Genomic DNA, 13158 nt, shown 5'->3' with positions numbered 1-13158 from the left:
ATCACTTTGCGGCACGAAGGTGACCGAAACCAGCTTGCCGTCGAAAGTACAAATTATCATTAATTGCAAACGACCGCTAATTCCGCCGCTGCCACCGGCCCCGTTCGTCGGCCTGCCAATAGGTGACCTCAAATCCGCGCGTCTTGCAATCCGTCCAGGTGCTGCGGGCCAAGGCAAGTGCGTCCGGATCCTCGCCGTTGAACAGCAGCACCATGCGCTCGTAGCTCTGGCAGTCCTGCGGCAGCGCGGCGTTGTCGACCAGGAAGCGGACATTGGCGCCGTTCGGATTGTCCTCCTCGATCGCCAGCACGATCGGCTGGTCGGCGGCATCGGTCACGCGCCATGTCGCGTGGGGCAGGAAGGAATCGTCGCGATAAGTCCACAGATGCGCGTCCAGCGCATCGGCGCGTTCCGGCGAAGTCGACTGCACAACGACGCGCCAGCCCCGCTCCAGCGATTTCTCGAGAAGCGGCGGCAAGACGTTCTCAACCGTCATGTTTTGCAGATGGTAGAACAGCACCTCAGTCATTTCAGGTCATTTGCGCTCGTAGTGATCCGCAACCAGTCGATCAAGAAGGCGGACGCCATAGCCGGAAGCCCAGCTCTGGTTGATCTCGGTCTTCGGCGCGCCCATCGCGGTGCCGGCAATGTCGAGATGCGCCCAGGGCGTGCCGTCGACGAAGCGCTGGAGGAACTGCGCCGCGGTGATCGAGCCGCCATGGCGGCCGCCGGTGTTCTTCATGTCGGCGAACTGGGAGTCGATCAGCTTGTCGTATTCGGGGCCGAGCGGCAGGCGCCAGACCTTTTCTCCGCTCTCGATACCGGCCGTCAGCAGCCGGTCGGCAAGCTCGTCATTGTTGGAGAACATGCCGGCATGCTCGGTGCCGAGCGCGACCACGATCGCGCCGGTCAGCGTCGCCAGATCGACCATGAATTTCGGCTTCGTCTTCTTGGCGACGTACCAGAGCACGTCGGCCAGCACGAGACGGCCTTCCGCATCGGTGTTGATGATCTCGATGGTCTGGCCCGACATCGAAGTCACGATGTCGCCCGGCCGCTGCGCGTTGCCGTCGGGCATGTTCTCGACGAGGCCGATGGCGCCGACCACATTGGCCTTGGCTTTGCGCGCCGCGAGCGCATGCATCAGGCCGACGACGCAGGCCGCTCCCCCCATGTCACCCTTCATGTCCTCCATGCTGCCGGCCGGCTTGATCGAGATGCCGCCGGTGTCGAAGCAGACACCCTTGCCGACGAAGGCGACCGGCGCCTCGCCCTTTTTGCCGCCGTCCCAGCGCATGATCACGGTGCGGCTCGGCCGCGCCGAACCCTGGCCGACGCCAAGCAGCGCGCCCATGCCGAGCTTCTGCATCGCCTTGACGTCGAGCACTTCGATCTTGACGCCGAGCTTGCGGAGCTGACTGGCGCGCCGTGCGAACTCCTCGGGGTAGAGCACGTTCGGCGGCTCGTTGACGAGGTCGCGCGCGATGATGACGCCGTCGACAATTGCGCCGGCCGAGGCGAAGGCCTTTTTCGCCGAAGCCGCATCACCAACTGCCAGCGAGATGTCGGCGCGCAAGCCGCCCTCCTCGCCGTCCTTCTTCCTCGTCTTATAGCGGTCGAACTTGTAGAGGCGCAGCCGCAGGCCCGAGGCGATCGCAGCCGCCTGCTCGCTCGTCATGGCGCCGTCGGGCAGTTCCGCCATGATGGTCATGGCCGCGGAACCCGTCTTGAGCTTGCTCGCCGCCATGCCGCCGAATTTGAGGAAATCGTTCGCCTTCAAGGCTGACGCCTTCCCGGTCCCGATCACGATCAGGCGCTCTGCCTTCAGACCCTCGGGGGCCAGGATGTCCAGGGCTGCTCCGCTTTTACCTTTGAATGAGGCGGTGGCGGCTGCCCGCTTCACAAGCTCGCCAGCACCGCCCAGCGCCTTCGCCGTCGCCGGTCCCAGCTTCAGGCCCTCGTCACAGAACACGATCAGGATGCCACGGGCGGCGGAAGCCAACGGGACGAAGCCGACCTTGATGGCATCGGACATGGGTAACTCCTCAAGAACATGGGACTTTTTGCCGGTCGGCGATCCCGGCCAAAGGTCGGAGCTGAACGGCGATTCACTGGACTTTCCACACTATGGGCCACAGGCACGGCCGATGCCAAGCACCGCCCGTGGCGCGAACGCCACAACGAGGGAAATATTAACCATATATTGACGGCGCCACGGGGCAGCCATTTTGTTGACGGATCAAAGGGATGGTAGTGAGAAAGTGAACGGCGGACGAGATGGCTGCAACGACCCTGGGGCTCCCTTTCCGGGATGGGTCGGACAGCCAGAAATTCCGGGGACTGCATTGGGGCTTTGGTGGGGATTCGTGCGGTAGCGCATGGGGTCAATCGATAGGTATATCTTCCGCACGACGCTGGCGTCGTTTGCGCTCGTCCTGGTCAGCCTCACCGGCGTGATCTGGATTACGCAGGCGTTGCGCGGCATCGACCTCATGACGAGCCAGGGTCAGACCATCCTGACCTTCCTCGGCATCACCAGCCTCGTCATCCCGGCGCTGGTCCTGATCATCTCGCCGATCGCGCTGATGATCGCGATCTCGCACACGCTGAACAAGCTCGCGACCGATTCCGAGATCATCGTGATGAATGCCGCCGGCTTCTCGCCGTTCCGGCTGTTCTATCCGTTCTTCTACGCCACCTGCGTGGTGGCGCTGCTGGTCGCCTTCATCTCGGCCTACCTCGCCCCCGACGGCATGCGGCGGATCAAGCAATGGGACGCCGAGATCACCGCCGACGTGCTCACCAACATCCTCCAGCCCGGCCGCTTCGCCCAGCTCGACAAGAACCTCACGATCCGGATCCGCGAACGCCAGCCCGGCGGCATCCTTGCCGGCATCTTCATCGACGACCGCCGCGATCCGAATGAGCGCGTCTCGATCGTCGCCGAGCACGGCGAGGTCGTGAAGAACGAGAACGGATCGTTCCTGATTCTCAAGGACGGCAATCTCCAGCGCTTCGAGGCGGGCAAGCGCGACCCGGCGCTGGTGGCGTTCGGCCGCTACGGCTTCGACATGTCGAAGTTCTCCAACCAGGGGCACGACGTCACCCTCGGCATCCGCGAGCGCTATCTCTGGGAGCTGTTCTCGCCGTCCGACGACGACCCGGTCTACAAGGCGGTCCCCGGCCAGTTCTGGTCCGAGCTGCATGATCGCCTGATGGCGCCGCTCTATCCGTTTGCATTTGCGGCGCTGACCTTCGCCTTCCTCGGCGCGCCGCGCACCACGCGCCAGAGCCGCAACTTCTCGATCGGCGGCTCGGTGATCGCAGTGTTCGGCCTGCGCATGGCCGGATTTGCCTGCTCGGTGATGGCGGTGAAGTCGCCGTTCGCAGCCGCCGTGCAATATGCGATGCTGGCGACAGCGATCGGCGTCGGCATGTGGTTGATCGTCGGCGGCGTCGTGGTCGAACCGCCGTCCGGCCTGATCGAGGCCATCAACAGATCGAACGCGCGCATCGCGCGGCTGTTCGGACGGCCGGCCACCGCATGAGCATGCTCACCAACACACTCGGGCGCTATTTCGCAGGCCGCTTCGTGGTCGCCGCGCTCGGCGTGTTCGCGAGCATTTTCCTGCTGCTGGTGCTGGTCGACTACATCGAGATGGTGCGCAAGACCTCAGGCCTTGCGTCCGCCTCCGCGATCATGGTGGCCGAGACCTCGCTGTTCCGCGTGCCGCAACTGCTGGAGAAGCTGACGCCGTTCTGCATGCTGATCGGCGCCATGACCTGCTATCTCGCCCTCTCCCGCCGGCTCGAGCTCGTAGTCGCGCGCGCCGCCGGCATCTCGGCCTGGCAATTCATCTCGCCGGCGCTCGGCAGCGCGCTCCTGATCGGGGTGATCGCCACCGTCGCCTACAATCCGATGTCGGCGAATTTGCGCGAGCTCTCCAAGCGCATGGAAGCGGAGCTGTTTGGCTCGGCGCCCGGCGGCGGCATCCAGGACGCCTCGGGCTTCTGGCTCAACCAGGTGACCAACGACGGCCAGACCATCATCAACGCAGCGCGCAGCGAGCAGCAGGGCGTCCGACTGACCGGACTGACGCTGTTCCGGTTTGACACAGAGCAGCACTTCAAGGAGCGGATCGAGGCGCGCGAGGCGACCCTCGAATCCGGCCATTGGCTGTTCAGGGGTGTGCGCCGCTTCTCGCTCGACGCGCCGCCGGTCGACCAGGCCAGCCTGGAGATTCCGACGACGCTGACAGAGGCGCAGGTCCGCAACAGCTTTTCCACACCCGAAACTGTGTCCTTTTGGCAACTACCGAGCTACATCCGCTCCTCCGAGAGTTCGGGCTTCGCGACAGCCGGATATCGACTCCAGTATCACAAGCTTCTGGCACAGCCGTTTTTGCTCGCCGCCATGGTGATGCTCGCGGCCTCCGTGTCGTTGCGCTTCTTCCGGATGGGCGGCGTACAGAAGATGGTTTTGAGTGGCGTGGGCGCAGGCTTTCTGCTCTACGTTTTGTCGAAAGTGACTGAAGACTTGAGCAAGGCTGAGTTGATGCATCCGATCGCTGCGGCGTGGTTGCCCGTGGTGGTGGGCGGCCTCACCGGCTTTTTGGCCTTGCTGTATCAGGAGGACGGATAGTGACGGCCGTCCGCCGCGGACCCGTGTCTGGTTTGGCGTTGCGCACCCTCGTGCGCGCGAACGGGTTTGGTTTGTCTACGCGCAAGATCCGCAATATCCTGCTCGCGCTCGCTGCTGTCGCATCGCTCGGCGGCATGATCGATCTTGCCGCGGTGACGCCGGCCGCCGCCCAGAGCTTCACCTACAATCCGCTGCCGCCACGTCCGAAACCGCCGAAGGCCGCCAATGACGGGCAGATGCTCGTGCAGGCGACCGAGGTCGATTACGACTACAACAATTCGCGCGTCTCGGCAGTCGGCAACGTGCAGATGTTCTACAACGGCACCAGCGTCGAGGCCGACAGGGTCATCTACGACCAGAAGACCAAGCGGCTCCATGCCGAAGGCAACATCCGCATGACGGATGCCGACGGCAAGATCACCTATGCCGAGATCATGGATCTCTCCGACGACTACCGCGACGGTTTCGTGGATTCGCTGCGCGTGGACACCGCCGACCAGACCCGCATGGCCGCGACCCGCGCCGACCGCTCCAGCGGCAACTACACGGTGTTCGAGAACGGCGTCTACACGGCCTGCGCGCCGTGTAAGGACGATCCGAAGAAACCGCCGCTCTGGCAGGTCAAGGGTGCCCGCATCATCCACGACCAGCAGGAGAAGATGCTGTATTTCGAGACGGCGCAGCTCGAATTCTTCGGCGTGCCGCTCGCCTACATGCCGTATTTCTCGACGCCCGACCCGACCGTGAAGCGCAAGACCGGCTTCCTGATGCCGGGCTTCACCTCCTACACGGCGTTCGGCTACGGCGTCGAAGTCCCGTTCTACTGGGCGATCGCGCCCGACATGGACGCGACCTTCAGCCCGCGCATCACCTCCAAGCAGGGCGTGCTGTTCCAGGCCGAGTTCCGCCAGCGCCTGATGGACGGCGCCTATCAGGTTCGCGTCTACGGCATCGACCAGCTCAACCCCGACAATTTCGCCGGCCAGCCGGGCGACCGCCAGTTCCGCGGCGGCGTCGAGACCAAGGGCCAGTTCGCGCTGAACGACAAATGGGTCTGGGGCTGGGACGGCGTCATCCTCTCCGACTATTATTTCATGTCGGATTACCGCCTGTCGGCATACCGCGATCCGCTCGGCTCGTTCCTGAACCTGCCGACGGATGCGCTGTCGCAGCTCTATCTGACCGGCGTCGGCAATCGCAGCTTCTTCGACGCGCGCACGATGTACTGGCTGAGCTTCTCGGGCAACCAGCAGCAGGTCCCGGTCGTCTATCCCGTGATCGACTACTCGAACGTGCTCAACTATCCGATCTTCGGCGGCGAAGTCTCCTACAAGACCAACTTCGTCAATTTGACACGTAACGACGCCGTGTTCGATCCGATCACGACGGCGGCCAATACCAACAGCCTGTGCACGACGACGTCGGCTGATCCGCTCGCGCGCACGCCGTCGCAGTGCCTGTTGCGCGGCTTCCCCGGCACCTACACCCGCCTGACGGCGGAAGCGCAGTGGCGCAAGTCCTTCACCGATCCGTTCGGAGAAATCTGGACGCCGTTCGCGATCCTTCGCGCCGATGCGATCAACTCGGATGTCTCCAACCAGCCGGGCGTGTCGAACTACCTGCCGGTCGGCGACACCCAGGCGTTCCGCCTGATGCCGACCGTCGGCCTCGAATACCGCTATCCCTTCATCAACGTTCAGCCCTGGGGCTCGACCACCATCGAGCCGATCGCGCAGATCATCATCCGGCCGAACGAGACCTATGCCGGCAAGCTCCCGAACGAGGATGCGCAGAGCATGGTGTTCGACACATCGAACCTGTTCAGCGTCGACAAGTTCTCCGGCTACGACCGCGTCGAGGGCGGCGGCCGCGCCAATGTCGGCGTGCAGGCCACCACGCAGTTCGACAGGGGCGGTGCCGTCAAGGTGCTGTTCGGGCAGTCCTACCAGCTGTTCGGCATGAACTCCTACGCGGTTCAGGACTCCATCAATACCGGCGTGGATTCCGGCCTCGACAAGCCGCGCTCCGATTACGTCGCCAGCGTCGCCTACTCGCCGAACAGCACCTATACGTTCAGCGTCCGCTCCCGCATGGACGAGCAGACCTGGAACATCCAGCGCTTCGAGGCGGAAGGCCGCGCCAATTTCAATCGCTGGTCAGTCAGCATGATGTACGGCAATTACGCGCCGCAGCCGGAACTCGGCTATCTGACGCGCCGCGAGGGCATCCTGACGTCGGGCTCGATCAAGCTCGCGACCAACTGGGTGGTGACGGGCTCGGCGCGCTGGGACCTCGAGGCCAACAAGATCAACCAATATGTGCTCGGCGCCGGTTATGTCGACGATTGCTTCGTGCTGGCGGCGAACTATGTAACTTCGTATAGCTATTCTGCGGGGACCACGCCGCCCGTGCTGAGCCACGCGTTCATGTTCCAGATCGGCCTGCGCACGATCGCACAGACGTCGACGACCAGCAGTTCCGCCGGCGGCTTCCAGTGAACGGTTTGAAGTGACGGCCGCGTGATTCCGATCGCAGGCTCATCGCGGCTGACATACGAGCGACAATCATGACGACCCCAATGCCTGTCTTCCGCTTCCTCCTTCTCGTCCTCGGCGCAGTCCTGATCCTGGCCGGCGCGCCGGCACGGGCGCAGAACATTGTCGTCATGGTCAACGGCGATCCCATCACCGATTTCGACATCGAGCAGCGCTCCAAGCTCGATCAGCTCACGACGCAGAAGACCCCGGGCCGGCAGGACGTCATCAACGAGCTGATCGACGACAGGGTGAAGATCAAGGAAGGCAAGAAGTACGGCGTCGATCCCGGCGTCTCCGACATCAACCAGTCTTACGAGGGCATGGCGCAGCGCATGCGCATCTCGCCGGAGCAGCTCACCAAGTCGCTCGAGGTCAAGGGTGTCCGCCCCGAAACCCTGAAGGGCCGCATGAAGGCCGAGATGGTTTGGACCAGCCTCGTTCGCGGCCGCTACAAGGAGAAGCTGATGGTCGGCGAGAAGGACGTCGCCGACAAGGTCAAGGCTGAGGGCAACGAAAAGCTTCAGATCGACGGCACCGAATACAAGATGCAGCCGATCGTGCTGATCGTGCCGCGCGGATCGCCCCCAGCCTTCCTGGAGACGCGGCAGAAGGAAGCCGAGACCTACCGCGCGCGCGTGACCAGTTGCGATGAGGCCAATTCGCTGTTCCGCTCGACCCCGAACGCCACCATCCGCGAGAGCGTCACCAAGACGACTGCGGACCTGCCCGAGGCGCTGCGCAAGGTGCTCGACGACACGCCGATCGGCCATCTGACCGCACCCGAGGTGACCAAGCAGGGCATCGAGATGGTCGTGCTGTGCGCGCGCAAGCCGACCACGATCGACACGCCGAAGAAGCGCGAGATCCGCGAGAAGATGTACTCGGAGAAATACGAGAAGACCCAGAAGGCCTATCTCGAAGAGATCCGCAAGGCGGCGATGATCGAATATCGCAACCGCTGATGGCCACCACTCCCGCAAAGCCCCTCGCCTTGACGCTGGGAGAGCCCGCCGGCATCGGCCCCGACATCACCATCGCAGCCTGGCTCAGGCGCCGCGAATTGAACCTGCCCGCTTTCTATCTGCTCGGCGACGAGGCGCTGCTCGCGCAGCGCGCCAAAACGCTCGGCACCGACATCAGGATTGCCTCGGTGAGCGCCAGCGAGGCCGAGGCTGCCTTCGCAGACGCCCTGCCCGTGGTTGCGACCGGCGAGCGCGCGACCGCCCTGCCCGGCAAGCCCGATGGATCGAGCGCACCAGCTGCGCTCGCCTCGATCCGCCAGGCGGTCGCCGACGTCCACACGGGGCACGCCGGCGCCGTCGTCACCAATCCGATCGCCAAGAGCGTGCTCTATCGCGCCGGCTTTCGTCATCCCGGCCACACCGAATTCCTTGCCGAGCTCGCCGAGCAGGATGGCCGCGTGCCGCAGCCGGTGATGATGCTGTGGTCGCCGCGGCTTGCCGTCGTGCCGGTAACGATCCACGTATCCCTGCGCGAGGCGTTGAGCCAGCTCACGAGCGAGCTGATCGTCTCGACCGTGCGCATCGTTGCCACTGAACTGAAATCCCGCTTCGGCATCGCCCGGCCGCGCATCGCTATCTCGGGCCTCAACCCGCATGCCGGCGAAGACGGCTCGCTCGGCCATGAGGAGCAGACCGTGATCGCGCCGGCGCTCAAGACGCTGCGCAATTACGGCATCGATGCGAAAGGGCCGCTGCCCGCAGACACCATGTTCCACGAGGCTGCCCGCAACACCTATGACTGCGCGGTCTGCATGTATCACGACCAGGCGCTGATCCCGATCAAGACGGTCGCCTTCGACGACGCCGTCAACGTCACGCTCGGCCTGCCCTTCATCCGCACCTCGCCCGATCACGGCACCGCGTTCGACATCGCCGGCACCGGCAAAGCCAATCCGGCCAGCCTGATCGCAGCCTTGAGGCTCGCCAGCCGCATGGCGGCTGCAAAAAGCTGATGAGCGCGATCGACGACCTCCCGCCGCTTCGCGAGGTCATTCGCCAGCACGCTCTGTCGGCCCGCAAATCGCTCGGCCAGAATTTCCTGCTCGACCTCAATCTCACCGCCCGCATCGCGCGCGCCGCAGCACCGCTCGAAGATTCCACCATCGTCGAGATCGGCCCGGGTCCCGGCGGCCTGACGCGCGCCTTGCTCGCGCTCGGCGCCAAACGCGTCATCGCGATCGAGCATGACGAGCGCGCGATCCCGGCATTGCAGGATATTTCCGCGCGCTATCCCGGCCGGCTCGAGATCGTGCATGGCGATGCCATGACCTTTGATCCGCGCCCGCTGCTCGCAGGCGACAAGGCCAAGATCGTCGCCAATTTGCCCTACAACATCGCGACCCATCTGCTGATCGGCTGGCTCACCACCGAGCCGTGGCCCCCCTGGTACGAGATGATGGTCTTGATGTTTCAGCGCGAGGTCGGTGAACGCATCGTCGCGCGCGAAGACGAAGAGGCCTATGGCCGGCTCGGCGTGCTCGCAAACTGGCGCTGCGAGACGAAGATCCTGTTCGACATTTCGCCGTCCGCCTTCGTGCCGCCGCCGAAGGTCACGTCTTCCGTCGTGCGTCTGGTGCCGCGCGCAAACCCGCTTCCCTGCGATCGAAAACTGCTCGAACAGGTCGCAGCCGCTGCCTTCGGCCAGCGCAGGAAAATGCTGCGCCAGAGCCTGAAATCGCTGGGCGTCGATCCGGCCCGGCTTGCTGCGGCCGCAGGCGTCGATGCGACGCGGCGCGCCGAGACCATTCCGATCGCAGGCTTTGTTGCCATGGCGCGTGAATTGGCCGATATACGCAGCGAGAGTTGAGAAAGAAATTTCGGAGGAAGGAATATGGCGTTGATGCGTCGGCAGTCCCTGGTCAAGTTCGATGCGCCGCTGTGCGAGACCATCGTCGACACGCCGAAGCCGCAAGGACGCGAGGTGCTGGTGCGCATCGAGCGATGCGGCCTCTGCCATTCCGATCTGCACATCCAGGACGGCTATGCCGATCTCGGCGGCGGCAAGAAGCTCGACACCACGCGCGGTATGACGCTGCCTTTCACGCTCGGCCACGAGATCGCAGGAATCGTCGACGAAGTCGGCCCCGACGTACCGGCGGGTCTCGTCGGGAGCAAGAAGGCCGTGTTTCCCTGGATCGGCTGCGGCCAGTGTCGCGACTGCGCCAAGGGCGACGAGAATCTCTGTGTGAAGCAGCGCTTCCTCGGCGTCTCCATCGACGGCGGTTTTGCCACCCACGTACTGGTGCCTGACGCGAAATATTTGCTCGACTACGATCCCCTGCCCGTCAACCAGGCCGCGACCCTGATGTGCTCGGGCGTCACCGCCTACGGCGCGCTCAAGCGCCTGGTCGATCGTCCGCGCCAGCGCAACATCCTGCTGATTGGCTTGGGCGGCGTTGGCATGATGGGCCTGTCGTTCGCGCAAGCCATGTTCAAGCAGCCGATCACGGTCGCCGATCTCAGCCCGGCCGCGCGCGACACCGCGTTGAGGAACGGCGCCGCTGTTGCCTACGATCCATCCGAGCCTGACGTGATCAAGCGCATACTGAAGGAGACCGAAGGCGGCTTTGACGAGATCGTCGATTTCGCCGGCAACGAGAAGTCGATGGCGTTTGCGGTCGCGGTCGCCGCGCGCGGCGGCAAGATCGTGGTGTCCGGCCTGATGGGCGGCCAGTTCACGCTGCCGATGGTGCAATGGGTCTACAAGCGCATGACCATCGAGGGCTTCATGGTCGGCACGCTCACTGAGGCGAAGGAGCTGATGGCGCTCGCGCGCGCCGGCAAGATCAAGCCGACGCCGATGCGGGAAGAGCCGATGGGCGACGTCCAGAAATGGATCGAGGAGCTCCGCGCCGGCAAGGTGGTCGGCCGCATCGTGCTGAAGAACTGAGTGCCGAGGAACCGAATTCACGGCGGTGAGACGCGTGGCTCGCCGCCGCGCTTTCATCCGCGATTAACTCGAAATTGACGTAAGCCGTGGTTCCAAATAGGGGAACCTATGACCCGCGGACTATAGTCCTCGTCAATTCCCCTTTCGAAATTCCTGGTGAGACCATGCAGACCATTCGCCGCTTCCTGGCCGACGAGTCCGGCGCGACCGCGATCGAGTACGGTCTGATCGCCGCCGGCATCGCGCTGGCCATCATCGCCGTGGTCAACAATCTGGGCTCGACGTTGAAGCTGAAGTTCGGTTCGATCAGCTCGTCGCTGAAGTAAAGCGCGCCTTCGCAACGCGCACGACGCCCGCGGAACGCGGGCGGCCGCACCGCGTTGGCAGCACATGTCCATCCGCTGCACGGTCGAAAGCGCGTTCTTCATTGCCTGGAGCTTCCTCGAGAAGGGCGGCGAGCTCGGCTCGCCGGATGCGTCCGCAAACATCATCCTTGATGCCATCGAATCGCAGCTCAAAACCGGCGAGCGCCGCCCGCTGATGCTCGCCAACAGGGCGATCGACGCCTACCGAAACCATTTGGCGTCGAACCGCCTGTCGGCCGAGCGCGAAGCGCGCGTTGTATAGCGGCCGCAAGCGATGCCCCCTCGGACCAGCCGGCCTGGCGGCGTAGGGTGGGTATCGGCCGGCGGTCCGTCGGGCAGAGCGCACGGGGTGCGCACTCGGCGGCCGTGATGCTAATCCAATCCGCGCGCGCCTTATGTTCACTCCTGAACAGAGCGTTCGCATTCGGATTTCCGTAGTTCTCCGGACGTGAACAGAGTTCGAGGCGTGGCCCGCATGCAACGCGGCAGTCCGTCGCCAACTTTTCGATTTATCAAAAGCCCTTGTGTGCACTTTGGAACCGTCGGTTCCTTTGCGGAAACGTAGAGTTCTCCGGTGCCGATTCCCGGCCTGGTAAGAGATAAAAAGCGTGACCGGCCGGCCCCAGAACGAGCTTCTTCAAAAGCTCAGCGCCCATGATTTCGAGCTGCTCGCGCCTCATCTGCAATCGGTCGAGCTGCCTGCGAACCACATCCTGCATCACGCCGGCGACAGCATCGCCGTCGTCCACTTCCCCTGCGGCCCCGCTTTCGTGTCGTTCGCAGTGCCGGTCGAGGACGATCGCGAGGTCGAAAGCCTCCTGGTCGGCCGCGAGGGCGCGGTTGGCGTTCCCGCTGGCCGCGGCCCCTCGCTCGCCTATTCACGCATCGTCGTGAAGGTTGGCGGCACGGTTGTTCGCCTGCCGCTGCGCGCGCTCGAACAGGCGCAGCAAAAATCGACCAGCCTCCAGGATTTGTTCGCGCGCTACGCGGCCTGCCAGTTCGCGCAGCTGCTTCAGACCGCAGCCTGCAACGCCGCGCATTCGATCGAGCAGCGCGCGGCCAAGTGGATCATCGCCGCGCAGGAGTATATCGGCGGCGACGAGATCCCCCTCACCCACGAGCAGCTTGCCGGCATGCTCGGCGTTTCCCGCAGCTATGCCAGCCGCGTCATCCAGATGTTCAAGGCGAGGCGCATCCTCGCGACCCGACGCGGCGCTATCCTGATCCTGGACGCGCCGGCGCTCGAAGCCAGCGCCTGCGCCTGCAACGGCGCGGTGAAGAAGCATTTTGGGGAAGTGCTGGGCGGGCTCTGACGGGGAGGACCATCAGCCCCTTCGATGACGACGCCGTTCTCCCTGACGCCGCCTTTGCTCGAAGCCGTCGACGACATGCCGAAGCGCTAGCGTTTCGTGCCGCCGCGATACTCATCTTTTCAGGCCTGTTTTGGAACACTCCGAGCCTCCATCGCGTTTGCCTCCCACGAAGGGACATTAACTTGGTCAATCCAGGCAAATGGTACGATCCTATATCCGAGCGCTGGATCGCGCCGCGAGAGATGCGCTCGGAGCTGACATCCCCACAGCCAAGCGCGAACCACGTCCTCGAACTTCAGAAGACCGTCGAAATCAAACGCATCTGGCGCGCGCTGGTGGATTGCTGCGCAAATGACTGACGCTTCCCGTACGCGGAGACGAAGGAACAT

General features: G+C 64.1%; 12 protein-coding genes. 10 read left to right on the top strand and 2 right to left on the bottom strand.

Annotation, left to right across the window (positions count from 1 at the left end):
* Positions 1 to 76: 76 nt before the first annotated feature.
* Together UB31_RS01860 and UB31_RS01855 are read right to left on the bottom strand one after the other, a co-directional pair.
* Positions 77 to 529: a DNA polymerase III subunit chi gene (locus tag UB31_RS01860; protein ID WP_045000313.1), complete on the bottom strand. Its 453-nt coding sequence runs from the start codon at positions 527 to 529 to the stop codon at positions 77 to 79.
* A gap of 6 nt (positions 530 to 535) precedes the next feature.
* On the bottom strand, positions 536 to 2035 hold the full coding sequence (locus tag UB31_RS01855; protein WP_045009592.1) for a leucyl aminopeptidase: 1500 nt from the start codon (positions 2033 to 2035) through the stop codon (positions 536 to 538).
* Between the two features lie 343 nt (positions 2036 to 2378).
* Here UB31_RS01855 and lptF point away from each other — a divergent pair, with 343 nt between their 5' ends.
* The 10 genes from lptF to UB31_RS01805 all read left to right on the top strand — a co-directional run bounded on the left by lptF (position 2379) and on the right by UB31_RS01805 (position 12769).
* Positions 2379 to 3548: an LPS export ABC transporter permease LptF gene (gene lptF / locus UB31_RS01850; RefSeq protein ID WP_045000316.1), complete on the top strand. Its 1170-nt coding sequence runs from the start codon at positions 2379 to 2381 to the stop codon at positions 3546 to 3548.
* Positions 3545 to 4642: an LPS export ABC transporter permease LptG gene (gene lptG / locus UB31_RS01845; RefSeq protein WP_045000317.1), complete on the top strand. Its 1098-nt coding sequence runs from the start codon at positions 3545 to 3547 to the stop codon at positions 4640 to 4642. Before lptF ends, lptG begins: the two co-directional genes overlap by 4 nt.
* On the top strand, positions 4642 to 7140 hold the full coding sequence (locus tag UB31_RS01840) for an LPS-assembly protein LptD (RefSeq protein ID WP_045009591.1): 2499 nt from the start codon (positions 4642 to 4644) through the stop codon (positions 7138 to 7140). The genes lptG and UB31_RS01840 overlap by 1 nt, the downstream gene beginning before the upstream one ends.
* A gap of 68 nt (positions 7141 to 7208) precedes the next feature.
* Positions 7209 to 8141 (top strand): SurA N-terminal domain-containing protein, encoded by a 933-nt coding sequence (locus UB31_RS01835; protein ID WP_045009590.1) that lies wholly within the window; start codon positions 7209 to 7211, stop codon positions 8139 to 8141.
* Positions 8141 to 9154 carry a 4-hydroxythreonine-4-phosphate dehydrogenase PdxA gene (gene pdxA, locus UB31_RS01830; protein WP_045009589.1) on the top strand — a complete coding sequence of 338 codons (1014 nt, stop codon included), beginning with the start codon at positions 8141 to 8143 and terminating at the stop codon, positions 9152 to 9154. The genes UB31_RS01835 and pdxA overlap by 1 nt, the downstream gene beginning before the upstream one ends.
* Complete coding sequence (gene rsmA, locus UB31_RS01825; RefSeq protein ID WP_045009588.1) at positions 9154 to 10008, top strand: 16S rRNA (adenine(1518)-N(6)/adenine(1519)-N(6))-dimethyltransferase RsmA; 855 nt, start codon at positions 9154 to 9156, stop codon at positions 10006 to 10008. Before pdxA ends, rsmA begins: the two co-directional genes overlap by 1 nt.
* A gap of 24 nt (positions 10009 to 10032) precedes the next feature.
* A complete protein-coding gene (locus UB31_RS01820; protein ID WP_045009587.1) occupies positions 10033 to 11091 on the top strand; it encodes an alcohol dehydrogenase in 1059 nt (352 codons plus the stop codon).
* Between the two features lie 164 nt (positions 11092 to 11255).
* Positions 11256 to 11417: a Flp family type IVb pilin gene (locus tag UB31_RS01815; protein ID WP_045000328.1), complete on the top strand. Its 162-nt coding sequence runs from the start codon at positions 11256 to 11258 to the stop codon at positions 11415 to 11417.
* A gap of 64 nt (positions 11418 to 11481) precedes the next feature.
* The gene (locus tag UB31_RS01810) at positions 11482 to 11718 is read left to right on the top strand and encodes a hypothetical protein (RefSeq protein WP_045000329.1); all 237 of its coding nucleotides are present in this window, start codon (positions 11482 to 11484) and stop codon (positions 11716 to 11718) included.
* A 346-nt stretch (positions 11719 to 12064) separates the two neighbouring features.
* Positions 12065 to 12769, top strand: coding sequence for a Crp/Fnr family transcriptional regulator (locus UB31_RS01805; RefSeq protein WP_045009586.1), 705 nt, complete (start codon positions 12065 to 12067; stop codon positions 12767 to 12769).
* The last annotated feature ends 389 nt before the right edge of the window (positions 12770 to 13158 follow it).

Source organism: Bradyrhizobium sp. LTSP849, assembly GCF_000938255.1.
Lineage (GTDB): Bacteria > Pseudomonadota > Alphaproteobacteria > Rhizobiales > Xanthobacteraceae > Bradyrhizobium.
Note: the sequence above shows the minus strand (reverse complement) of the source record. Positions and strands in the feature narration are given on the sequence as shown.